Source organism: Microbispora rosea (assembly GCF_900156315.1).
GTDB lineage: Bacteria > Actinomycetota > Actinomycetes > Streptosporangiales > Streptosporangiaceae > Microbispora > Microbispora rosea.
Map to the genome: position 1 here is coordinate 75,839 of NZ_FTNI01000007.1, position 22,852 is coordinate 98,690.

The window sequence follows — 22,852 nt, forward strand, 5'->3', positions numbered from 1 at the left end:
ACGGTGGAGTACTCCCTCGACTCGCAGCCGTTCGCGGTCTACTCGAAGGCGCTGACGGTCGACCAGCCGGGTGCGCACCGGGTGAGCTACCGGGCGACCGACAAGGCGGGCAACACCTCGGCGGTGGCGTCGGTGACGTTCACCGTGGTGGTCCCGCCGGCCAAGGACACCACCGCGCCGCAGGTGTCGGCCGGTGTGTCGGGCACCAAGGACGCCGACGGCAACTACGTCGGCTCGGCGACGGTGACGGTCTCGGCGACCGACACCGAGTCAGGCGTCGACAAGGTCGAGTACGCCCTGGACGGCGCGGCCTTCGCGGCCTACACGGCTCCGGTCTCGGTGAACAAGACCGGGTCGCACACGGTGCAGTACCGGGCGACCGACAAGGCGGGCAACACGTCGCCGGTGGGGTCGGTGACCTTCAAGGTCGTCGCGCCGCAGCAGGACGACACCACGGCTCCGCAGGTGTCGGCGCAGCTCAGCGGCAGCATGGACTGGGCGTGGAACTACGTCGGCTCCGCCACGCTCACCATCTCGGCGACCGACAGCGGGTCGGGCGTGGCCACGGTGGAGTACTCCCTCGACGGCCAGCCGTTCGCGCTGTACTCCAAGCCGGTGGCGGTGAGCCAGCCGGGGGCGCACACCGTGAGCTACCGGGCCACCGACAAGGCCGGGAACGCCTCCGACGTCGCGTCGGTGTCGTTCACGGTGGTCTCCGCGGAGCAGAAGGACACCACGCCTCCGCTGGTGTCGGCGCAGGTGGCCGGTGACAAGGACACCGACGGCAACTACGTGGGTTCTGCGACGGTGACGGTCTCGGCGAGCGACGGCGAGTCGGGTGTGGACACGGTCGAGTACTCCCTCGACGGGCAGCCGTTCGGCCTGTACTCGGCGCCGGTGGCGGTCAAGCAGCCGGGCGCGCACACCGTGAGCTACCGGGCCACCGACAAGGCCGGCAACACCTCCAATGCGGGCACGGCGACGTTCAGCGTCGTCGGCGCCGCGCCGGGCTCCGACTGTTCGAAGCCTGGCAAGGGCAAGGGCTGCACGGACGACTGAGTTCGTGCGGCCACAGGCGGCCTCGGTCCGGCGACGGCCGAGGCCGCCTCTTCTCGTCGCGCGCGGCTCGCCCTCATTCGGTCCGGAAGGGGTCGTGCTCGGCGAGGAGCTTGTCGAGCCGGGCCTGGTCCACCCGGCTGACGACGGTCGACTCCTCCTGCCGGTCCCGTACGCACTTGGCCAGCGTGAACGTCGAGGTCACCACGTACATCAGCCCGAGGGCGAGGAAGGAGCGCACCCAGGCCGTGACCGGAAGGTAGAGGATGCCGGCGGCCAGGCCCGCGAGGGAGATCACGAACGAGAGCACGGCCTGGATGTAGAAGGCGGTCGTCGTCGAGGTTTTCACCGGTTGCGTCATGGTGTCATCGTCCGCGGCACGCGCCTGCCGGGCATGAGCGCCGATACTCAGTTACCGGTGAGTACGAGCACCCGCTCAGTGCTCCAGGTGCAGGGCGTTGCCGATGTACATGGCCGCCAGCATGGTGAACAGGAACGCCTGCAGGAACTGGATGAAGATCTCCAGAGCGGTCATCACGACGGCCATGGCCACGCTGAGCAGGCCCACCGGGACTCCGAGCACCGTGGGCTGTTCGACGAGGAACCAGAATCCCACCGCGCTGAAGAACGCCAGCAGCAGGTGCCCCGCGAACATGTTCGCGAACAGCCGTACGGCGTGCGTGAACGGCGCGGTGACGAACGTGTAGAGCAGCTCGAGCGGCGCGTACAGGACAAGCGCGATCGGCTTCGGCAGGCCGGGCGGGAACATCAGGCTCTTGAGATATCCGCCCACCCCATGGTGCCGGAAGGCGAGATAGAGCTTGATGACGTACACGACCAGGGCGAACACCACCGGGAACGCGATGTGGGCGTTCACCGGGAACTGCACTCCCGGGATCACTCCCAACAGGTTCCACAGCAGGATCACCGAGAAGAGGCTGAGCAGGAACGGCATCCAGCGCTCGGCGTCCGCCCCGATGAAGGGCCGGGCCACCTGGTCGCGGACGAACAGGTAGCCGTACTCGCCGAGATGCTGCAGGCCGCGCGGGACGAGAGCCGGCCGCGCGAACGCGCCCCACGCGAGCGCGCACAGCAGCACCACGCCGACCGCGGCCAGCACCACAGGTTTGGTCAGCCAGTACGGCGCGCCAGGCCAGAGCGGCGGAAAGTCGAACAGTTCGACACCGGGAGCTCTGAAGTCGTCTCCGGCAATGCTTGCGGGCATGGGGAATCCCCTCGTCCGGCGGTCCAAAACTGAGTACGCCGTACTCGCTTTATCGGTGCGAGCCTATATACCGGGTACCGTGTACGCAATAGTGTGACGACCTGGGATGACCAACGATGACGGGCCACGAGAACCTGTGGATGCGTCCCGAGCGCCCTGCTCGTGGACCGCGGCCGAGCTTCAGCCGCGCCGCCCTCGCGGAGGCGGCGATCCGCGTCGCGGACGCCGAGGGACTGGAGGCGATCTCCATGCGGCGGCTCGCCGCCGATCTCGGCGCGGGCACGATGTCCCTGTATCGCTACGTGACGAGCAAGGACGAGGTGTTCGACCTCATGGTCGACACCGCGGTGCGGGAGTATCTGCCGGAGGACCGGCGGCCGCCGGACGACTGGGTCGAAGGGCTCCGCCTGCTCGCCTGGCAGGCCCGGCGCACCATGCTCCGCCATCCGTGGCTCGCGCCGCTGGCGGCCGGTCGCCCGCAGGCCGGCCCGAACAGCGCGCGCTTGATGGAGACCGCCCTCGGCATGCTCGACGGTCTCGGCCTGAGCGTCGACGAGATGCTGACCCTCGTCGGCGCGGTCTTCGCGTACGTGAACGGTTACATCCAGAGCGAACTGGCCGAGGCCGAGGCGCTCCGGCGGTCGGGGCTGACGCTGGCCCAGCGGCTGGCGCAGCACCTGTCCTTCATCCAGTCGCTCATCGCGACCGGCGAATATCCCATGCTGGAGCGGATGACGAAGGAGGCCGGGCGGCAGTACATGGGGGCCGACGACCGCTTCGCCTACGGCCTCGACCGGCTGCTCGACGGCGTGGCCGCAGGTCTGCCGCGGCGCGGCGCGGAAGGGCCCGCGCGGTCACGGTGACGCAGGCGGCCGGCCTCCGGGACGGGTGCCTTTCGGAGGCCGGCACGGGGTCAGGGGTGGGCGTGGTTCGGGGCGGGCGCGGTCTCCGGTGCGGGCATGGTCCCGGAGGGGCGACGGCTCAGTTCGGGGTGATCTCGTGGAGGCGGCAGACCTGCCGCCAGACGCGCGCGTCGAGTGTCCCCACCCTGTCCTGGAAGTCCGCGACGGGCACGCGAACCGGGCCGGTGAGGTCGAGGAAGCTGTTGTGGTCGGCGTCCGGGTCCCAGGTGCGGGTGGGGATCTCCACGTGGTCGGAGCGGTCGCTGCGATCCTGGCTCGTGATCTTCAGAACCTCGGCGCCGCCCCGGTGTGTCCTGAGCACCACGCAGGGGCGCACCTTGTGGCCCGGCCCGTCCTCGTAGGGCACGTCGGCCCACCAGATCTCACCCGGACGCGGACCGGCCTGGGTGGCGGCGCCACCGCGTACGCCCGCTTCGCCGCCCGGCGTACGGCCCGGACCCCGGCTTCCACTCCGCTCTCCACTCCGGCCTTCACCCCGGCTTCCGCCTCGGGCCCCGGACCCTGCGGTCGTGCCGCCACCGGGCCTGGTCCCCGGCCGCGTGGTCCCTGCCGGGGCCCGCCCACCGGGCTGCCCGGTCCGGCCGGCGCGGCCCGGCGGGCGGTCGCCCGCAGAGGGGCGCGGCGCGGACCGCCGCCGCGAGGTCCCCGGCAGGCGCCCGGCCATCCCGAGCGCCCCCAACACGACCAGCACGGCCGCGATCACTACCACCCAGATCATGGCCGACAGCCTACGGCTCCTCGCGGCCCGGTCGCGGTCAGGGGCGGGCGTCCCAGGCGGCGAGGATGCGCGCCTCCTTGTCCGGGGCGATGCCGTGGCGCATCCGGCCGCCGAAGCTGCGCCGCTCTTCGGGGATGTCCTTCAGCCACTCCCAGGTGTCCCGGACGGTCTCCCGCACCGGCCTGCAGGTGAGACCCGCGGCGATGGCCTTGGCGGAGGAGTGCGTCCACACGCCCTGGTGGTCCGCCTCCGGAGCCCACAGCGGAAGCTCGGTCCAGATCTCCACGCCCTGGTCCACCAGGAACTCGTCGTCGACCCACACCAGCTCCGGGTCCGAGCCGGTGACCTCCGCGCAGGCGTTCAGCCAGTCGCCGTACGTCGTGTTGCCCTGCACCCCGCCCGTCATGTAGCGGCCGGTGGTGCCCTTGGCCGCGTGGTCGAGGGTGAACGCCGCGATGTCGCGGGCGTCGATGAGCTGCATCGCAAGCGCCGGGTCGCCGGGGGCGAGCACCCGCCCGCCTCTGGAGATTCGGGTGAGCCACCAGGGCAGCCGGCCCACGTCCTCGTGCGGGCCGAGGATCAGGCCGGGCTCGATGAGCAGGGCGCCGCCGTCGAAGTGCTGCTCGACCGCCCGCTCGCAGCCGGCCTTCAGCACGCCGTATTCGCCGAACTCGGCGTCCGCGTCCGGCGGGCATTCGTGCAGCGGGAAGGTCTCGTCGACGCCGGGCTTCTCCGGCCAGCCCGGGTGGGCGGAGATGCTGGAGACGAACGTGTAGTGCGGAGCGTGCCCCGACAGCGTCCGCACCGACTCCAGGACGACGCGGGGGACGTACCCGCACACGTCGATCACCGCGTCCCACTGCCTGCCGTCGGCGAGCCGCCGCAGGTCGCCGGTGCTCTCGCGGTCGCCGCGCACCGCCTCCACGCCGGGCAGGTCCGTCCCGCTCCTGCCCCTGTTGAATGTCGTCACCTCATGACCACGCCGCAGCGCCTCGTCCACGATGGCGCGTCCGAGGAACACCGAACCGCCGATGACCAGAATTTTCATACGGTCAATCCTTGGCCCGTCCGCGTCGTACGTCTGCCCGGTTTCACGGTCGGCGGACGTGATCCGCTGACAGCGAAGCAGGTCGTTCCTTTCCGGCGTGGTCGGACCGGGGCTGCTCAGCCGGTGCGCAACTCGGGGACCGGCGTGAAGCGCTCCTGCTCCAGCACGTGCACCCGCGCCGCGCCGATGTCGAAGTAGAGGCCGGTGAGCTCCAGCTTCCCGGCCCGTACGAGGGTGTCCACGAACGGGTGGGACCGCAGATTGTCGAGCTGCTGGATCACGTTGGTCCGGCAGAGCCGATCGAGCGGCCCGGCGTCGTCGTCACACGGCTCGGCGGCCACGAACCTGGCCAGGCTCTGCCTCCCGTGCCGCAGCCAGTTGCGCAGCGCGGGCAGGTCGGGGACCTCGCCCAGCAGGGCGGACATCGCGCCGCATCCCGAGTGTCCACAGACCGTGATCATGCGCACGTCGAGCACCTTCACGGCGTACTCGATCGTGGCCGCGACCGAGTCGTCGGCGGGGACGGCGTCGGCGCGCGGCACGAGATTGCCGATGTTGCGCAGCGTGAACAGGTCGCCGGGGCCGCTCGCGGTGATGATGTTGGGCACGATGCGGGAGTCGGCGCAGGTGATGAACAGGTGCGACGGCGACTGCTTGCGGGCCATGCGGTGGAGCACCGGGCGGACCATCGGCGCGGTCCTGCGCTGGAACTCCCGCATCCCCTCCAGCAGATCGGGCATGCCCTGCGGCTCGCAGAGCACGGAGATGTCGTCGTGCCTCGTGCCATCGGCGCCGATCACCGCGTAGGACCCGGAGCCCACGCCGCCGGCCTCCGCGGAACGGGAGCGGCGCCGGTAGGCCCAGGGCAGCCACCAGCGGTCGTGCCGGGGCGGAATTCTGGCCGGGAACAGGCGGACGCCGTTGATCGCGGCGGAGTACCACTCGGCGTGCGGCTCGTCCACGTCGATCACGCCGCCGGTGCGTTCGTGGTCCAGCCGCCAGGTGTGCAGCGCCTCGAAGGCGGCGTTGTCCATGAAGTCGAGGTGCAGGTCGAGTTCGACCGCGGCCCCCGCGGGGATGCCGCGCAGCGCCTCGGTCAGCCGGGGCACGCCGAGGAACGTCAGCGATCCGGTGACGACGATCCGCCAGCGCCGCTCGCCCGCCTGCCGTACGTCGACGGAGACCCAGGCCAGGCGGCGCAGGGCGAGCAGGGCGGCCAGTCCGAGGCCGATCGCCACGCCCTCGGCCAGGCCGATCAGCACGACTCCGGCCAACGTCACGAAGTAGACCGGCATCTCGCGGTGGTTGCGCAGGTTGCGGACGTGCGCGAGGTTGACCATCTGCACGCCGATGAACAGCAGCAGCGCCGCGAGCGCCTCCAGCGGGATCAGCGCGATCATCCAGGCGAAGACGGCGGTGAACAGCAGCACCCACACCCCGTGGAGCACCGTGGACCAGCGGCTGCGGGCGCCCGCCCGCGCGTTGGTGGTCGTGCGCACGACGACGCCCGCCACCGGGAGGCCGCCGAGCGCGCCGGACACCACGTTCGCCACGCCCTGCGCGGTGAGCTCGCGGTCGAGGTCGGCCCGGGGGCCGTCGTGCAGGCGGTTGGACGCCACGCAGGTCAGCAGCGACTCCACTCCGGCGAGGAGGGCGACGAGCAGGACGGCTCCGGCGATCGCGTGCCAGTCGCCCTGCGGCATCAGAGGTCCCTGGACGGAGGAGAACCCGCCCTTGAGGTCCACCTTGGTCAGATCCCAGCCCGACACCGCGGCCGTCAGCGTTGCGACCATCAGCGCGGCGAGCGGTGCGGGCACGGCGCGCAGCCGGGGAATCCGGCCCCACACGAGCAGGACCCCGATCGTCAGCACGCCGATCATGACGGCGTGCGTGTGGTTGTCGAGGATCTGCGCGGGAAGTTCGAGGACGTTCTCCAGCGCGGAGCGCTGCGGCGAACCGCCGAGCACGATGTGCAGCTGGGACAGCGCGATCACCACGCCGACCCCGGCGAGCATGCCGTGGACGACGGCGGGGGAGACCCCGAGCGCCGCCCGCGCCACCTTCAGCCCGCCGAGCACCAGCTGGAGCAGGCCGGCCATGACGGTGATGGCGCACGTGGCGCGCCAGCCGTAGGTGTGGACGAGCTCGGCGACCACCAGGGACAGCCCCGCGGCCGGTCCGCTGACCTGGACGACGGACCCGCCGAGGGCGCCGCCCACCACGCCGCCGACCACGGCGGCGACGAGACCGGCCGCCACCGGTGCGCCGGACGCGACCGCGATGCCGAGCGACAACGGCACCGCCACCAGGAAGACCACCAGCGAGGCGGGCACATCGTGCCGGAACACGGACTTCCAGTTACGCGGCGCAATCGTGCCGTCACTGATTGTCATGGGCCGACAATATGTCAGCCCATGAGACCGTCACCAGGCAGGCAACGGGAAAATCACCGGTAGTAGTCGGGATAGTCGCTCTCCGGGTTGCGGTGGTTGCCCCGCCGCCGCCCGCCCGCCGAGGTGGAGGTGTCGTCGTAGACCTCGTCGTAGGAGGGCCAGCTTCCGCCGGCCTCCTGCTCGGGCCACGACGGCTGGGCGCCGCCGTATCCCTGCTGTTGCTGCCGGTCGTAGCCGTACTGGCTCTGCCCCGACGGGGCGTCGTAGCCCGCCGACTCGTACGGCGAGGCGGTTCCGGCGGCCGAGCCGGTCACCGTGTCGGAGGCGTCGATCGTCGCCCAGCCCGTGCTCACCTCGTACGACGGGGTGGCGGGTGCGGCGGGCGGCGGCTGCGCGGCGGCCGGGTAACCGCTCTCCGACGCCGGGTAGGCGGACGAGTAGCCGTCGTAGGAAGGGGTCTGGTAGGTCTCCGCGTTCGGCCAGGACGACGCGCCGCGCGGCGGCTCCGGATCGTCGAGCACGTCGCGGGCGGCGTTCGGCCAGGAGGAGGAGCCCGTCGTGGGGGCGGAGGCGGCGGGGACCGGCGGGTAGGTGCCCGCGACCGGCCAGCCGGGTTCGGCCGCGCCGCCGGCGTCGGGACCGGTCACCGCCGCGCCGGGGCCCGGCAGACCGGCGCCCGCCGGGTTGGGCGGGTACGACGGCGAGGCCTCGGCCGCGCGGAACGGGCCCGTCGCTTCGCGGGCCGGATCGTAGGCGTCGGATCGGGGCGTCTCGTAGCTCGCCGCCCACGCGTCGAAGGAACCGCCGGTCGAGCGGGGAGCGGGGTCGGCGAGGGCGTCGGCCGACACGGCTTCGAACGCGCCGCTGGTGCGGGCCGGATCGTACGAGCCGGTGGCGAAGGGCCCGGTGGCCGGGTTGGGGGAGGACGCCGCCGTGTCGTAGCCGCCCGCGGCGTGGACGTCGGGGGAGCCCGCGCCGCCCTGCGCGGCGAACGGCCCGGTGCCCGCGGGCGTGTCGTAGGCGGGAGCCCCGAACGGGCCGGTGCTCGTCGCGATCCCCAGCGGGTCGGCGGCCGGCTGCGTCCCGTACGAGCCGGCGCTCGGTGACGACGGGAACGAGCCCGTGGTGCGGCGGCTGTCGTAGGAGCCGCCGGCCTGACCGGTCTCGCCGGCAGCGGCCGCGGCGGCGGCGCGCCGGGTCGCGGCCCGCGACGACCGGCCGGACCTGCTCGGCCTGCGGCTGGACGCGCCCGGCGTGCCCGCCTGGGTCCCGGCGCCCGCGAGGGGATCGCTCGCCGCGGGGGAGTCGAACGGGCCGGTCGTGCGGCTCGCGTCGAACGGGCCGGTCGAGGGGGAGCCGGCCGGAGCGGCGGAGGCGTCGAGCAGGTCGGGCGTCGGGGCGGAGAAGGTGACGGTCTTCTGGTCGGCGAGAGCCGAGGCGGGGACGGGGGCGGACGGAAGCACGGGCTCCTCGGCGCCGGCGCGCCGGGGGCGGCTCGGACGGGCGGGCAGGGGAGCCTGCATGGTCGCCGCGTCGGGGTCGGTCGCCCGGGGCGCGCCCGGGGTCTCGTCCACCGGCCGGGGAGTGGCCATCTTCGCGGCGATCGTCCCCCCGAAGCCGCCATCGTCGGCACGTACGCGCGACCAGTAGTCGTCGTCGTAGTCGTCGGCCTCGCCCCACTCGTCCACGCCGCGCTTGCCGCGGGCGGCGGCGGGCTGTTTGCCGCCGCGCTGGGCGGGGCGCGCCGCCTGCCGCCCACCGGGGCGGGGGGCGGGGCGCGGTGCGGGCCGCTGCTTCTCCGGCTCCTCGAAGGCGTCGAACCCCTTGGGGAAGCTCTCGAAGAATGTCTCCTCGGCGGGCCGCCGGGGCTTGGGGCCCTTGTTCTCGGCCATCGCCTTGATGCGCTCGGCGGAGAGAGCGCTCTCCCTGCGGTTCATCGACCGCATGCCCAGCGCCACGACCAGCAGCACGAGAAGCACGACGGCGACAAGACCCACAATGACCGCAGTCATAGCACCACCCTCAAGGCCATGGCCTTTCTGCGGCGCCGGTGAGATCGCGCGGCCATCGACGCGACCTGCCCCCTCTGGTCACCTGCGCTCAGCAATTGGATCCGATTCTGCTCGACCACAATGACCGTTGTCACACCCTAGGTGAAGATTGGTGTAGCACGACTACCTCCGGTGCTCAGCATGTCACTCGATCGTGTTCGCCGTGAGGCGCCCGCGGGCGATGGTGTGACTCGCGATGCCCTCCAAGGTCTCCGCGAGGTCGGCGCCCTGCTTCAGGTCGAGCTTCGCGTTAAGCGCGTAGACAGTGAAACGGTAGCTGCCGTCGGCCTGGCATGGGGGCGCATAGCCCACCTTCCCGTTCGAGGTGGTGCCCTGCCGGGCGCCTCGGGGGACGTCGTTCATGCCCAGCTCGGTCGTCGCGGGGTCGATGTCGAACACCACCCAGTGCACCTCCGGGCCGCTGTGGGGACTGCTGTCGTCGACCACGAGGGCCACCGACTTGGCGCCCGACGTGCCCGACCACCGGAGAGGCGGGTTGCCCTGCCCCCCCTTGCAGGAGTAGTCGTCCGGCAGGGGTGCGCCGTCACGGAACTGCGGGCTCGACACGTTGATGACGTCGAGGTTCCTCGGCGATCCCCCGCCCAGGATTCCGCAGCCCGACGCGGCCAGCGTGAGTGCCGTCACCGTGACGGCGGCTCGCACGACCGCTGATTTTCTCGGCGACCCCATGCCCGATGATGCTACGCGGATTGGACAGGTGCCCCGACCGGATCGCGGTGATCCGTACCGATGACCGGGCCGGTGCGAGCCGTTGACCTCCGTGTTCTCCCGAATCGATCCGTACGTGCGGAGGACCGGAAAGTGGGGGTGTGAGACCCCGTGTGCCCTTATCCGCCACAATCGAGGCATGCAGGGGGACACACCGGGAGCGGGCATGAGCTTCGGCGTTCTGGGCCCCCTCGACGTACGGCGCGACGGGCGGCCGATCGAGGTCGGCGGGCAGCGGCTGCGCGCCCTGCTGACGCTCCTGCTGCTGGACGCGGGCCGCACCGTCTCCGTCGACGCGCTCGTGGCGGGGGTGTGGGACGAACGCCCGCCGAGCGGTGTGGGAAACGCCCTGCAGGCGCTGGTGTCCCGGCTGCGGGCCGCGGCCGGCCGCGGCCTGGTGGTCGGCGGGCCGTCCGGCTACCGCCTGGCCGTCGCCCCCGACCAGGTGGACGTCCACCTGTTCGCCCGCCTGGCGAGCGAGGGCGCCGCGGCGCTGGCCGCGGGCGAGCCGGGCCGCGCCGCCGGCGTGCTGCGTGAGGCGCTCGGCCTGTGGCGCGGCGCTCCGCTGACCGACCTGCCGAACGCCGAGGTCGAGGTCGCCCGGCTGGAGGGCCTCAGGACCGCGGCCACGGAGGACAGGATCGAGGCGGAGCTGGCGCTGGGCCGGCACACCGGCCTGATCCCGGAGCTGCGACTGCTCGTCACCGCCCATCCGCTCAGGGAGCGGCCGCACGGGCAGCTCATGCGCGCTCTCTACGGGGCGGGCCGCCGGGTCGAGGCGCTCGCCGCCTACGAGGAGGCCCGGTCGCTGTTCGCCGACCGGCTCGGGGCCGACCCCTCGCCCGCGCTGGCCGAGCTCCACCTCGCGATGCTGAGGGGCGAGCCCTGCGGGCGGGCAGCCCCGCCGCCGGATGTCACGCCCACGAGGCCTGCCCGCGTGAAGCAGGGGCTCGCTCGGGCGGACCAGGGGTTCGCCGGAGTGGAGCGGGGGTTCGCCGGGGTGGAGCAGGAGCAGGCGCCGCCGCGCGCTGTGCGCCGGGGCAACCTGAGGGCCCGGCTGACCAGCTTCGTCGGCCGGGACGACGACGTCGTCAGGATCGGCGCGCTCCTCGCCGCCGACCGCCTGGTCACGCTGCTCGGCCCGGGCGGTGCGGGCAAGACGAGGCTGGCGGTGGAGTCGGCCGAGGCGATCGCCGCGCGGGTGCCCGGCGGCGTGTGGCTGGTCGAGCTCGCATCCGTCGAGGACGGGGCGGAGGTGGTGCAGGCCGCCCTGACGGCGCTCGGCCTGCGCGACGCCGGCCTGGTTCCGGTGCGCGCGGCGCCGGCCATGCCGGGCGGGGAGTCCGGCCCGATGGCCCGGCTCGTCGCCGCGCTGGCGGCGCGCGACACGCTGATCGTGCTGGACAACTGCGAGCACGTGGTCGAGCCGGCCGCCGTGCTCGCCGACCGGCTCCTCGCCGAGTGCCCCGGCCTGCGCATCCTCGCCACCAGCAGGGAGCCCCTCGGCATCACCGGCGAGAGGCTGTGGCCGGTCGGGCCGCTCGGCGCCGATCACGCCGTGCGGCTGTTCGCCGAGCGTGCGGCCGCCGTACGGCCCGGCTACGTGGTGGACGGCGAACGCGACGCCGTCGAGCGCGTCTGCCGCGAGCTCGACGGCATGCCGCTCGCCATCGAACTGGCCGCCGCCCGGCTCCGCACGCTGTCGGCCGCGCAGATCGCCGAGCGGCTCGGCGACCGGTTCCGGCTGCTCACCGGCGGAAGCCGTACGGCGATGCCCCGCCACCGGACGCTCCGCGCGGTCGTGGAGTGGAGCTGGGACCTGCTCGACGCCCGCGAGCGCGCGCTCGCGGCGCGGCTGGCGGTGTTCGCGGGCGGGGCCACGCTGGAGGCCGCCGAGCAGGTCGGCGAGGGCGACGTCGAGCTGCTCGGCAGGCTGGTGGACAAGTCGCTGGTGGTGTTCGACGGCGGCCGCTACCGCATGCTGGAGACGATCAAGGCGTACGCCGCGGAGCGCCTGGCCGAGTCGGGCGACGAGCGGCCGGTGCGGCGCGCCCACGCCGAGTTCTTCGCCCGCCTCGCCGAGACCGCCGAGCCGCACCTGCGCGGGGCGGAGCAGATCGAGTGGCTGGCCCGGCTGTCGGCGGAGCACGACAACCTGTCGGCCGCCCTCAGATGGGCCTGCGAGGAGGCCGAGGCGGACCTCGCGCTGCGCCTGGTCGGCGGACTCGGGTGGTATTGGTGGCTGTCCGGCCACCGGCTGGAGGGCGCGCAGCGGTCGGCGGAGGCGCTGGGCCTGGCGGGTGACGACGCGAACCCCGAGCGGCTGGCGCTGGCCCACGCGGTGCACGGCATGACGAGCGCGGGCGGAGAGGGGAACCTGGGGCGGGCCGGGCGGAGCCTGGCGGCCACGGTCCGCTACGCGCGCGATATCCGGGACGCCGCCCGGCATCCCCTCGTGGCGATCGCGACGCCGATCATGTCGATGTTCTCCGGACGCCAGAAGGAGGCGGAGTCCCAGCTGGAGCCGCTGCTCGGACATCCGGACGGCTGGGTGGCCGCCTCCGCCCGCGTCTTCCGCGCCCGGCTGTGCTTCAACGCGGGCCGTTCGGAGGAGGGCGAGGCCGACCTGGTGCTCGCGCTCGACGGGTTCAGGACGGTCGGAGACCGGTGGGGGGTGGGGAACTGCCTCAGCGTCCTCGCGGAGACGAACGCGATGCGCGGCGACCTCCGGAAGGCCGTGCCCCTGATGAAGGAGGCGATCGCGCTCCTGGAGGAGGTCGGGGCCGTCGAGGAGACGCCGTTCCTGCGGACCCGCCTGGCCGTCGCGCTGAGCGGGGCGGGCGACCGGGAGGCCGCCGAGGAGGCGCTGCGGGAGACCGAGCGGCTCTGCGGCGCCACCGGTGACCCCATCGGGATGGCCGGGGTGCGGCACGTGCGAGGTGACTTCGCCAGGGCCGACGGCGACCTCGAGACGGCGCGGCGCCACTACGACGAGGCCGTCCGGCTGCTGAAGCCCACGCCGGTCATCCCGCAGTTCGCGGCGACGCTGACGACCTCGCGCGGCCTGCTGGCCGAGCGGGAGGGAGACCCCGCGGCGGCACGCGTCCTGCACGACAGGGCGCTGGCCGTCGCGGTGGAGTCCGACGACGCTCCGGTGATCGGGCACGCGCTCGTCGGGCACGCTGCGCTCGCCGTCCATGTCGGCGACCACGCGCGGGCCGCCGTCATCCTCGGCGGGGCGGAGGCCGTCCGCGGGTTCGTCCACGACCTGAGCGTCGACCACCGGAGGGTGGCCGACGCCGCGCGGGCCGCGCTCGGGTCCGGAGAGTTCTCCCGCTGCCGCGAGCGCGGGCGCGCCATGAGCCGGGACGAGGTGCTGTCCTTCGCGTCGGCGGCGCCCTGAGCCGCCCCGGGCGCCGTGCTGTCAGGCGCGGTTGCGGAAGGCGCGGACGGCGAGCGGGGCGAAGACGACGACGATGCCCGCGGCCCACAGCAGGGAGACTGTGGCGTCCGACGCGACAGGCCCGCCGCCCAGCAGTCCGCGGACCGCGTCCGCCAGGTGGCTGACCGGGTTGACCTCCACCCATGTCCGCAGCCAGGGCGGCATGGTGTCGGTGGCGACAAAGGCGTTGCTGGTGAAGGTGATCGGCATCATCAGCGAGAACATCAGGATCTGCACTTTCTCCATGCTCGCCGCCGTGACCCCGACCAGCACCGCCATCCACGACATCGCGAGCGCGAACGCCAGCAGCAGCGCGAGCGCGCCGAGTACCCCGGCGATCCCCATGTGCACGCGGAACCCGAGCACCAGGCCCAATCCGAGGAACAGGGCGAACGCCCACACCTGCTTCAGTGTGTCGGCGACGATGCGCCCGGCCAGCGGGGCGGAGCGGGAGATCGGCAGGCTGCGCAGCCGGTCGAACACGCCCCTCGTGATGTCGATGTTCAACCCGACGGCCGTGGTCATGCTCGCGAACAGCATGTTCTGCACGACCAGGCCGGGCAGCGCGAACTGCAGGTAGTCGCCCGTGGATCCCGCGATCGCGCCGCCGAAAACGTAGGTGAACAGCAGCAGGAACATGATCGGCTGCACGCTGAGGTCGACCAGTTCCATCGGGTTGTGCTTGATCTGCACCAGGCTCCGCCAGGCGAGCGTCATCGTGTGGCGCAGGGCCGCCCCCGCGCCCGGCCGGGAGGACGCCGCGACCGCGGGCGCGGTGCCGGTGATCGTGCTCATCTTCTCTCCTCGTCGCTTCGTGCGTCCTGCGGCTTCCGTCGCGGTCTCACGCCGCGGCCTCGGCGTCTTGTTCCTCGTCCTTGGCACGGTGGCCGGTCAGCGCGAGGAACACCTCGTTGAGGCTCGCCCGGCGCAGCGACAGCTCCGCCGCGACCACGCCGAGGTCGTCGAGGCGCCGTACGATCGCGGAGACGGCCGCGAACTCGCGCATCGGGGCCGTGACCTGGCCATGGGAGACCTCCGGCGTGACGTCGAGCACGTCGGCCACCACGCGGCGGACGAGATCGAGGTGGGCGGCCTCGCTGGGCCGCAGCTCCAGGACCTGGCCCCCGGTCGCCGCCTTCAGGGCGTCGGGTGTGCCGCTCGCGATCACCTTTCCGTGGTCGAACACCACGATGTCGTCCGCGAGCTGGTCGGCCTCCTCCAGGTACTGCGTGGTGAGCAGGACGGTCACGCCCTCGTCCTGCAGACCGCGGACGACGCCCCACAGGTCGGTGCGGCTGCGCGGATCGAGGCCGATCGTCGGCTCGTCCAGGAACAGCACCTGGGGGCGGCCCACCAGGCTCGCGGCGAGGTCGAGCCGGCGGCGCAAGCCGCCCGAGTAGGTCTTGGCCGCCCGCCCGCCCACGTCGGAGAGCGCGAAGCGGTCGAGCAGGCCGTCGGCCCGGCGCCGTGCCTCCGCCCTCGTCAGGCCCAGCAGGCGGCCGATCATCACGAGGTTCTCGACCCCGGTGAGTGCCTCGTCGACGGCCGCGTACTGCCCGGTCAGCCCGATGAGCGAACGCACCTGGTGCGCCTGCCGGACCACGTCGAACCCCGCCACGTGCGCCCCGCCCTCGTCCGGCCGCACGAGCGTCGCGAGGATCCGCACCGCCGTGGTCTTCCCCGCTCCGTTGGGGCCCAGGACGCCCAGGAGGCGGCCCTGCGGCACCTCCAGGTCCACCCCGTCGAGCGCCCTCGTCTCGCCGTACCGTTTCGCCAGCCCCTCGGCCTGGATCGCATGGCCCATGGTGTCTCCTCCGCTCGTGTACACCTCCACCATGCGGAGCGGTGCTGACATCTCCCTGAGGGCGGCCGTCAGCAGCTGACATATCGCTGACGGCGGCCGGGTGAGACGCGCGGGGTCCTAACGGGTGTGGTGAGCGCGGGTCCACGGGGGGACGGGCACGGGACGGAAGAGGAACACCTGGTCGCTTCGCCCGGTGCACGACTCCTGGGCGAGCTCGGCGCCGGGGACCACGTCGGGCTCGCCGTACAGCGCTCCGAGGCACAGCCCGCTGTGCAGGGGGCGCAGGGTGAACCCCGCCCCGGCGGGATTCAGCAGGAAGCGCTGGTGCGCCGCCCCGGTGCAGTTCTCGGGAGCGACCAGCACGCCCGGTTCGCTCAGCGCCTCGTCGACCGTGAGACAGCCGACGCCCTCCTTGGGATGGTGCCACTGGATCTCGTAGGCGCCGCCGCCGGCCGCCCGCACGTAGGTGTCGGGGACGAGATCCCGGCAGGGACGCTGCACGGCCAGTGGCCGGTCGGTCCGCCCGTTGCGCTCGCGTCCCTCCCCGACGCACAGGTCGCGGCCGGCGACGTGCGACGGAACGATGTGATACCACCCGTCGCGCGGGGGGCGCCGGCTTCCGGCCGTCGGGGCCGGGAGGGAGGCGGCGGGTGGGGTGCGGTCGTCTCCGGCCGTCGCGGCGGCCGCGGCGGCGGAGGGAGCCGAGGGCCGCGCGTCGCCGCCGGCCCAGGAGACGCGCAGCTGCGCCAGGACCGCACCCGTGGCGAGGAGCAGGACCGCGATGCCGGCCCCCGCTATGGCGAAGCGCCGTAGCGCCCGGTGCCCCGGTCGTACGGCGGTTGCGCCTCGTAAAGCCCGTAGGGCCGGGGCGCCTGGTCCGGCTGGGTCGCCCGGTCCCGCAGGGTCAGGGGGATCGCCCTGGTCGCGGGGGCCGGTTTGGTCGCCGGGTTCGGCCTGGTTACGGGGACCGGTTTGGTCGCGCCCGTCGAGACCCCCGGGCTCGAAGCGGCCGGTCTGATCGGGCCGGACGTCCGGGCCGGGCTGCTCCGGCGGTCCGGGCGGGTGGTGCCGGGCCGCGGCGGCGTCGTGAGGATCGGTCACAGGCGCCATGCCGGCGGCCAGCCGTTTCCGGTACGCCACCCAGCGCGCCGTCTCGGCCTCGCCGAGCCCGCAGGCGCGCACGAAGGCCGCCACGAACTCCTCCCTGGGGAGGGTCGTGCGCCCGAGCGCCCCCGCGATCGTGCTGCTGGGAAGCACGTCTCCCGACGCCTTCGCGGCGGCCGTGAGCTGCCGGTAGGTCAGGCCGGACCACTGGCGGAGACGGCCCAGCGCGGCGACGAATTCGGCTGCGGTGGCGAGACCGTCGGGCTGGGGAGGCGCGCTGAACGGCCCTGACACGACGATCCTCCCAAGCCACGCTTCGGCGTCGATCCGGGCGAAACACTAACAAAGATCGATGACGCGAGGCAGCCCCCCGGTCAGCGGATTACGCCGCCCGGAGGGCCTGGAGGTGGTGCTCTGCTGTTATCCCTGGTCGCGCTTGGTCACGTAGACGAAGTCGCCCAGGTTGAATCCCGCGTCGAGCCCCCGGTCGGCGTCCCATCGGTAGTGGACGCCGAGCCAGAGCCGGCTGAGCGCGTCCTCCTCGGCGGCCTGCTCGAAACTCGTGAAGGTCCTGGTCTTGGGATTGGCGTTCGGATCATCGGTGGTCGCCGTGAAGGTCAGGTTGTGTCCGAACCACCTCTGCATCACTCCTGCCCACGCCCCCGCGAACGTGGCGTGCCCCGATATGTACGCGGGGAAGGGCGGCGAGAAGTGCTGTCCGGCGGCGTTCACCGACAGCGGCTCCCAGGAGGGATCGGGCGTGACGGCGGGGTTGAGGCTCGTGTCGGCCAGCTTGATCGCGCTCTCCGGCCGCCACAGGTCGATCGGCGAGTCGAACTTCGCTCCCCAGGCGACTATCGACGCGTCGGCCAGCGCCATGGACACAAGGTTGAACAACTCGGCCGTCTCGTTCTGCCTCAGTCCCTTCTGCCGGGAGACCGCCTGGGTGATGGCGAACAGCTGCCCCACGGGCCGATAGGTGCCCTTGCCGTCGTTGGCCCAGAAGAACGCCGCCTGCGTCTGATCGGCGGACCGCGAGGTGGGATTGCTCGCCCCGCCGTACGCCTTGACCTCGTTGACCTGCTGTGCGTACTGGGAGCTGCGGACGAGCTGGTCGTAGGAGGTGAAGCCGCCGGGCGGCCCCGGCCGGAACTGCGTGGGGGACGTCATGGCGAACGGCTTGAGCTTCCCCCAGTTCGGCGTCACCGCCGGTCCTGAGCCCGTCTGCCGCCACGCGCCGGGGACCGTGCCCTCCGTGTACGAGAGGTCGAACGCCGGCCCGTCCCCCGACCGTTCGGCGATCATCAGGTCGCCGATCCTCTCGCCGTCGGTCCGGCCGCCCTGGACGTAGCGGGCCGGCACCGACGAGGGGATCTGCGCGAGCGCGTAGGCCAGGTTCGCGTCGAAGTCGATGTACGGATAGAGGTGTTCGAGCACGCGGTGCGCCGCCGCGTCCATCGTGGCCTCTATCGAGTCGTTCGGGTTCTGCTGAGTGATCTTCGGCAGGTACGTGACCGGCGCGGCCGGCCAGTTCGCGTCGTGGACGGCGATGTGCAGCATGGCCCCGGCCCGCGCGAGCCGGGTCGGGTCCCCGTCGTGGCTGTACTGCGGGTCGACGCCGTCGCGGGGAAGGGTGCGGATGGTGTCGAGGAAGACGCTGTTCCAGTAGAGGACGTGATCGAAGGCGGACGCCTGCGGCGGTGGCCCCGTGACCGCCGCGTGCGCCGCCTGGGGAAGCGCGACCAGCGTGCCGGCGGTCACGACGGCGGCCGCCGCGATCACACGTACGCGTTTCCACCGGGATCGTCGATGCAAGGAGAACCTCCGGGGGGAAGGCCCCGAGCCCCGGCCGAGTGCCGGGGGAGGGGTGCATCACGGAAGATCCCTGATCGACGGAACGCAGGACAAGATTCATGATCGTGCGGAACTGTTCCGGACGCTCCCGTGCGGTCCGCCTCGTGTGGAATGGCAGGACAGGCGCGTCCGGTCACGCCGCGAATCGAGCGCCCCTGATACGTGTCCTGGGACGAAGAGGAGCCCGGGAGGCCACGGGCATGGGCCCGGACGGACGGGAGGCCGGCCGGCGAGTTCGCGAACCCACCGGCCGGCCTCTCACGCGGAGTCGTGACGACGCCGGCTCTGTCCCCGGTGCGGGGAGACGCCGTGTCCTGCGCGGTCAGTCCTGCTTGCGCGCGCCGAACATGATCTCGTCCCAGGTCGGCACCGACGCCCGGCGTCCGCGCGACTTACGGGGCCGCGGGGGAGCGGGCTTCGGCACGGGCGGCGCGGGCGTCTCGGGCTTGGCGTCCTTCGGAGCCTCCTTCTGCGCCTCCTTCGCCCCGTCCTTGGACCCGTCGCCCGTGCGCTGCGTCTTCCGGGTGTCCCCCGGGCGAGGCGCCGGGGCGGCAGCGGGTGCCTGGGCCGCGGGAGGTGCCTGCGGCGCTGGCTGCGGTGCCGGTGCCTGCGGTGCCGGTGTCTGCTGTGCGGGTGCCTGCTGTGCGGGTGCCTGCGGTGCGGGAGCGGCCTCGGCCGCCGGCTGGGCGGGCGGCGGCGTCTGTGCCGCCGGAGCCTCTGGAGTGGCCTCTGCCGCAGGAGCCGCAGGTGTGGTGGCCTGTGCCGCCGGAGCGGCGGGAGCCGCGGTGGGCTTCGGCGTGGGAGCCGAGGCGCTCTCCGGGGGCGTGCTCGGCGCGGGCACTGTCACCGCTGTGACGTCGGCCGCGGGGCCCGCAGCGGGGTCCTTCGCGGACTCCGCCGGCGGAGCAGGTGCGGGGACGGTGACGGGAACAGCGGCCGCCGGCGACGCCTCGTCCGGCGCGCCGCCCCCGGCCGTGTCCGCGGCCTTGTCTGTATCAGGAGTCGTGCCCGTGTCGGCAGCCGCAGCCGTGACCGGGGCCGCGGCGGCGACAGGTTGCGCCGCGGGTGCGGCGGCCGGTCGCTCGGCCGGCGGCGCGGCCTCCGCAGGTGCGGCGGCCTCCCCGGCGGTCTTCACGGGGGTATCCGCGGAGGTCTCCGCGGTGGCCCCCACGGCGGCCTCCGCGCTCTCGCGGCTGGAGGCGCGGTCCTCGGCGTCCCGGGAGGACGCCACAGCGGCCACGCCGTCCGTCGCCGCGGCGCTTGCCGTCCCCGATTCCGCCGTGGACTCCACAGCGGAGTCCAGAGCGGAGTCCGGGGTCACGGTGGTGCTCGTGGTCGTCGTCGAGTCTTCGGGGGCCGCCCGCTCCACGGGCGTCGCCGGGCGCGCGGCCTCCTGCGCGTCCGTCGTCCCCCCGGGTCGCGTCGCGCCGGCCGTCTCGGCGGCTGCGCCGTTCCCGCCGGTCACAGCGCCCGGCGCTGCGGCCTCCGCCGAGGGCGTGAGCGTGGGCACTGGCGCGGGCACCGGCGCGGGCGTGGCGGCATGCGCGGAAGGCTGGGACGCGGCCTGCCACACCACGGTGTCCTGACCGTCTCCCCAGACCACGCCGTCTCCGGCGGCGTCCGGGCCCGGAGCGGGCGGAACGCCCGTGGTGGCCGGGGCGGCGTCGGCGGGCGTACGCGGAGGAGCGGCCTCCACCGCGGATCCGGTCTGGGCCGGGCTCTCCACCCTGGTCTCGGCGCCGGGCGGCGGGGGCACGACATCGGGGCCGGCGACGAGCGACTGCGGCAGTCGGAAGGGCACCGGGGTCAGCTCGGGCCGGTACGCCGCCGGCTCGTCCGCGTACGGCTCGGGCCGCTCGGGCCGGCCGGTCTCCGCGCGCAGCGGCGGGCTCAGCCGCGGCGGCGGCACGGGCTCGGGGAACGCGGCGGGCTCGGAGCGTACGGCGGGCACGCCGAGACCGGGCTCGTCGCGGCGGGGAGAGGTCTCCGCGGGCAGCGACGGCACCGGGGCGAGCTTGGACGCCAGACGGGGCACGAAGGGACGCACGGTGGCGTCGTCCCGCTCGGGCTCGACGTATTCGGCGGCCGACAGGCGCATGGCCTCGTCGTCGTTCGGGGTGATGTGGCGGCGGCGCGGGTCGAAGAGCCACTCGGCGTGACGGGTGTGGCCGTTCCAGACGAAGCCGAGCCGCACGCGCCACAGGTTGTCGTCGCGCTTGGCGGAGTCCCAGTCGATCTCGTCGGCGGGCACGCCGCGCCGGGTGAGCCGCTCGGCGACCAGCTCGCCGAGCGTGGGCCCGGGGGTCGTCTCGCCGGGCATCCGGACCGAGACCCGCTGGGCCTGCTGGGCCATGTACTCGCGCTCCTGGAGAACCGGTCCCTCGAACCAGCGGACTCTCTCCACCGGAATGCCGGCGGTGGCCGCGATCTCCTCGGCCGTCTCGCCGGCACGGATGCGCGCCTGGATCTCCTTGGGACGCAACGGGCTCTCCACTTCGATCTCGTACTGGCCGAGACGGGAGAAGTTGCCGCGAACCGCAGCGCGGAGCCGGTCGTCGACGGGCAGCGTGAAGCGCGTGCCCCGCCCGGCGGTCGCCAGGACGAGGTACGTTCCGTCTTCACTTACCGCGACGAGACGGAGCTCCTGCATGCGAGTCCCTTCGTCGTCGTGCTCTGTCTTCCCCCGGACCCTTGAGTCTCTCGCGTGAACCGGTTGCCTTCCAGCACCGTACCCGGCATGTCCGAACATCGCCTCGCCAGGGGGCGAGGCAGGTGTTGTGACCCCGGTCACATTTTTCGTGTTCACCTTTCCGCAACCTGTCGGTCGTCCGGAAGCGGCAGTGCGCAGGCGGCGGCCGCGCCGCCGATCCGGCCCGGAAGGCGAGAGCGAGGGTCGTGTCTCCTCAGGTGGTGCGCGCCCATCGCCCGTACGTACGGCGCGGGCGCGGCGCACGGCGGCGTGACCGTGCCGTACGCCGTGCGGCCGTACCTGCGGGAGGGTCTCATTCCTGCTTGCTCCCTCGGGTTCGAGTGGCGCGCCGGGCTCTGGTGTGCCCGTGCTCCGCAATGTGCCTGCCCGAGGGCCGGCGCGGGCAACGCGACACGCGGAAGACGCCGGACCGTGGAGAGGGACTTTACGCGGCGATGGGGTCAGCCTTCCCGCGACGCGCCGAGCACCCGGTCGAGGTAATCGTTGGAGAACAGCCCGTCCGGGTCCATCTCGCGGCGCAGGGCGAGGAAATCGCCGAACCTCGGATACACCCCACGCAGGTAGTCCGCGTCGCGGGTGTGCAGCTTGCCCCAGTGGGGCCGGCCCCCCAGCCTGACCATGATCTCCTCCACGCCCTCGAAGTATGCGGGGTTGGGCGCCTGGCGGTAGACGTGGCAGGCGACGTACGCCGAGGGCCTGCCGTACGCGGTGGAGAGCCAGGCGTCCGAGGGCGGCGTGACCCGCACCTCGACAGGGAAGGTGATCGGCCAGCCCGACCGCTCCACGAGGTCCCGCGTTTCCCGCAGGGCCTGGGCGAGGTGGTGGCGCGGTATGGCGTACTCCATCTCCAGGAAGCGGACCTCGCGCACGGACGTGAAGATCTTGTAAGAGGTGTCGGCGCACTCCGACGTGCCGAGCATGCGCGCGGAGATCCCGTTGATCGCGGGCACCGCGCCGGGGAACCGGGCCCCGACGGCGCAGGCCGCGCCGAACAGCGTGTTCTCCAGGAAGACGTTGTCGAGCCAGCGCTTGAAGGCGGCGGGCGGCCGGGCCGGGCCTGCGTCGCGGTTGTTGCGCTTGACCAGGCAGGTGTCGGTGTGGGGCAGCCAGAAGAAGTCGAGGTGGTCGTCGGCCTCCGTCAGGTCGTCCAGCGTGTCGAGGATCCGGCTGAACGCCATCGGCTCGCGGCGGTTGCGCAGCAGGAACGCGGGTTCGACCCGGAACGTGACGGCGGTCAGGACGCCCAGCGCGCCGAGGCCGACCCGGGCCGCGTCGAACAGGTCGCCCTCGCGCACGGTCGTGACGGAGCCGTCGGCGAGCACCATCTCCAGTTCGACGACCTGGTCGGCGAGGCCGCCGACGTGCCTGCCGGTGCCGTGGGTCCCGGTCTGGATCGCCCCCGCGGCGGTCTGGGCCGTGATGTCGCCCATGTTGGCCAGTGCCAGGCCGCGCCGGTCGAGTTCCTCGTTGAGGGCGTGGAGCGGGGTGCCCGCGGCGACCTTGACCCACCCGTCGCCCGCGTCGAGGACGCCGGTCAGCGCGCCGGGCCGCAGGAGGATGCCGTCGGTGAGCGCGACCCCGGTGAACGAGTGCCCCGTGCCGGTCATGCGCACCCGCCGGCCCGTCTTCGCGGCGTCCCGCACGGCGTCGGCGACCTCGGCCGCCGAGGCGGGGGCGCGGACCTCCGCGGGGGTGACCGACTGGTTGCCCGCCCAGTTGACGAAGGCGTCCATGCTCCTCCTCGCCCCGGCACCTCGCCCCGGAGTGAACATGAACACTACTCATGGACCGCCCC

At 73.2% G+C, this 22,852-nt stretch carries 16 protein-coding genes; 3 read left to right on the forward strand and 13 right to left on the reverse strand.

What is annotated here, in order from left to right; genetic code table 11:
• The coding region (locus tag BXA11_RS12275; protein ID WP_208865563.1) for an OmpL47-type beta-barrel domain-containing protein at positions 1-1,059 on the forward strand (1,059 nt) is incomplete at its 5' end.
• A 73-nt stretch (positions 1,060-1,132) separates the two neighbouring features.
• Here the strand turns inward: BXA11_RS12275 and BXA11_RS12280 are convergent.
• Together BXA11_RS12280 and atpB are read right to left on the reverse strand one after the other, a co-directional pair.
• Complete coding sequence (locus tag BXA11_RS12280) at positions 1,133-1,417, reverse strand: YiaA/YiaB family inner membrane protein (protein ID WP_030505512.1); 285 nt, start codon at positions 1,415-1,417, stop codon at positions 1,133-1,135.
• A 75-nt stretch (positions 1,418-1,492) separates the two neighbouring features.
• A complete protein-coding gene (atpB, locus tag BXA11_RS12285) occupies positions 1,493-2,281 on the reverse strand; it encodes a F0F1 ATP synthase subunit A (protein WP_076434617.1) in 789 nt (262 codons plus the stop codon).
• A gap of 116 nt (positions 2,282-2,397) precedes the next feature.
• Between atpB and BXA11_RS12290 the strand changes: the two genes are divergently transcribed.
• Positions 2,398-3,144 (forward strand): TetR/AcrR family transcriptional regulator, encoded by a 747-nt coding sequence (locus BXA11_RS12290; RefSeq protein WP_076434618.1) that lies wholly within the window; start codon positions 2,398-2,400, stop codon positions 3,142-3,144.
• 118 nt (positions 3,145-3,262) lie between these two features.
• Here the strand turns inward: BXA11_RS12290 and BXA11_RS45310 are convergent, their stop codons facing one another.
• From BXA11_RS45310 to BXA11_RS12315, 5 genes are all read right to left on the reverse strand, one after another.
• The gene (locus BXA11_RS45310) at positions 3,263-3,922 is read right to left on the reverse strand and encodes a type II toxin-antitoxin system PemK/MazF family toxin (protein WP_076434619.1); all 660 of its coding nucleotides are present in this window, start codon (positions 3,920-3,922) and stop codon (positions 3,263-3,265) included.
• Between the two features lie 37 nt (positions 3,923-3,959).
• Positions 3,960-4,970: an NAD-dependent epimerase/dehydratase family protein gene (locus BXA11_RS12300; protein WP_030505508.1), complete on the reverse strand. Its 1,011-nt coding sequence runs from the start codon at positions 4,968-4,970 to the stop codon at positions 3,960-3,962.
• 116 nt (positions 4,971-5,086) lie between these two features.
• Positions 5,087-7,363: a SulP family inorganic anion transporter gene (locus tag BXA11_RS12305; RefSeq protein ID WP_076434620.1), complete on the reverse strand. Its 2,277-nt coding sequence runs from the start codon at positions 7,361-7,363 to the stop codon at positions 5,087-5,089.
• A gap of 53 nt (positions 7,364-7,416) precedes the next feature.
• Complete coding sequence (locus BXA11_RS12310; RefSeq protein WP_143734219.1) at positions 7,417-9,375, reverse strand: hypothetical protein; 1,959 nt, start codon at positions 9,373-9,375, stop codon at positions 7,417-7,419.
• A 183-nt stretch (positions 9,376-9,558) separates the two neighbouring features.
• Positions 9,559-10,077: a YbhB/YbcL family Raf kinase inhibitor-like protein gene (locus BXA11_RS12315; protein ID WP_204053631.1), complete on the reverse strand. Its 519-nt coding sequence runs from the start codon at positions 10,075-10,077 to the stop codon at positions 9,559-9,561.
• A 205-nt stretch (positions 10,078-10,282) separates the two neighbouring features.
• Between BXA11_RS12315 and BXA11_RS12320 the strand changes: the two genes are divergently transcribed.
• Entirely contained in the window at positions 10,283-13,546 is a 3,264-nt protein-coding gene (locus tag BXA11_RS12320) for an AfsR/SARP family transcriptional regulator (RefSeq protein WP_239104964.1), read from the forward strand.
• A gap of 21 nt (positions 13,547-13,567) precedes the next feature.
• Here BXA11_RS12320 and BXA11_RS12325 read toward each other — a convergent pair whose 3' ends face one another.
• The 6 genes from BXA11_RS12325 to BXA11_RS12350 all read right to left on the reverse strand — a co-directional run bounded on the left by BXA11_RS12325 (position 13,568) and on the right by BXA11_RS12350 (position 22,790).
• Positions 13,568-14,380 (reverse strand): ABC transporter permease, encoded by an 813-nt coding sequence (locus BXA11_RS12325; protein ID WP_076434624.1) that lies wholly within the window; start codon positions 14,378-14,380, stop codon positions 13,568-13,570.
• A gap of 46 nt (positions 14,381-14,426) precedes the next feature.
• Positions 14,427-15,389, reverse strand: coding sequence for an ATP-binding cassette domain-containing protein (locus tag BXA11_RS12330; RefSeq protein ID WP_076434764.1), 963 nt, complete (start codon positions 15,387-15,389; stop codon positions 14,427-14,429).
• 117 nt (positions 15,390-15,506) lie between these two features.
• Entirely contained in the window at positions 15,507-16,787 is a 1,281-nt protein-coding gene (locus BXA11_RS12335) for an XRE family transcriptional regulator (protein ID WP_076434625.1), read from the reverse strand.
• A 126-nt stretch (positions 16,788-16,913) separates the two neighbouring features.
• Positions 16,914-18,308: a vanadium-dependent haloperoxidase gene (locus BXA11_RS12340; protein WP_143734220.1), complete on the reverse strand. Its 1,395-nt coding sequence runs from the start codon at positions 18,306-18,308 to the stop codon at positions 16,914-16,916.
• 361 nt (positions 18,309-18,669) lie between these two features.
• Positions 18,670-20,997 (reverse strand): septation protein SepH, encoded by a 2,328-nt coding sequence (gene sepH / locus BXA11_RS44505; RefSeq protein ID WP_076434626.1) that lies wholly within the window; start codon positions 20,995-20,997, stop codon positions 18,670-18,672.
• Between the two features lie 500 nt (positions 20,998-21,497).
• A complete protein-coding gene (locus tag BXA11_RS12350; RefSeq protein ID WP_076434627.1) occupies positions 21,498-22,790 on the reverse strand; it encodes a D-arabinono-1,4-lactone oxidase in 1,293 nt (430 codons plus the stop codon).
• Positions 22,791-22,852: the final 62 nt, after the last annotated feature.

Coding starts and splice junctions, on each gene's coding strand:
- BXA11_RS12280 (WP_030505512.1), bottom strand. CDS start 1,417: ATGACGCAACCGGTGAAAACCTCGACGACGACCGCCTTCTACATCCAG.
- atpB (WP_076434617.1), bottom strand. CDS start 2,281: ATGCCCGCAAGCATTGCCGGAGACGACTTCAGAGCTCCCGGTGTCGAA.
- BXA11_RS12290 (WP_076434618.1), top strand. CDS start 2,398: ATGACGGGCCACGAGAACCTGTGGATGCGTCCCGAGCGCCCTGCTCGT.
- BXA11_RS45310 (WP_076434619.1), bottom strand. CDS start 3,922: ATGATCTGGGTGGTAGTGATCGCGGCCGTGCTGGTCGTGTTGGGGGCG.
- BXA11_RS12300 (WP_030505508.1), bottom strand. CDS start 4,970: ATGAAAATTCTGGTCATCGGCGGTTCGGTGTTCCTCGGACGCGCCATC.
- BXA11_RS12305 (WP_076434620.1), bottom strand. CDS start 7,363: ATGACAATCAGTGACGGCACGATTGCGCCGCGTAACTGGAAGTCCGTG.
- BXA11_RS12310 (WP_143734219.1), bottom strand. CDS start 9,375: ATGACTGCGGTCATTGTGGGTCTTGTCGCCGTCGTGCTTCTCGTGCTG.
- BXA11_RS12320 (WP_239104964.1), top strand. CDS start 10,283: ATGCAGGGGGACACACCGGGAGCGGGCATGAGCTTCGGCGTTCTGGGC.
- BXA11_RS12325 (WP_076434624.1), bottom strand. CDS start 14,380: ATGAGCACGATCACCGGCACCGCGCCCGCGGTCGCGGCGTCCTCCCGG.
- BXA11_RS12330 (WP_076434764.1), bottom strand. CDS start 15,389: ATGGGCCATGCGATCCAGGCCGAGGGGCTGGCGAAACGGTACGGCGAG.
- sepH (WP_076434626.1), bottom strand. CDS start 20,997: ATGCAGGAGCTCCGTCTCGTCGCGGTAAGTGAAGACGGAACGTACCTC.
- BXA11_RS12350 (WP_076434627.1), bottom strand. CDS start 22,790: ATGGACGCCTTCGTCAACTGGGCGGGCAACCAGTCGGTCACCCCCGCG.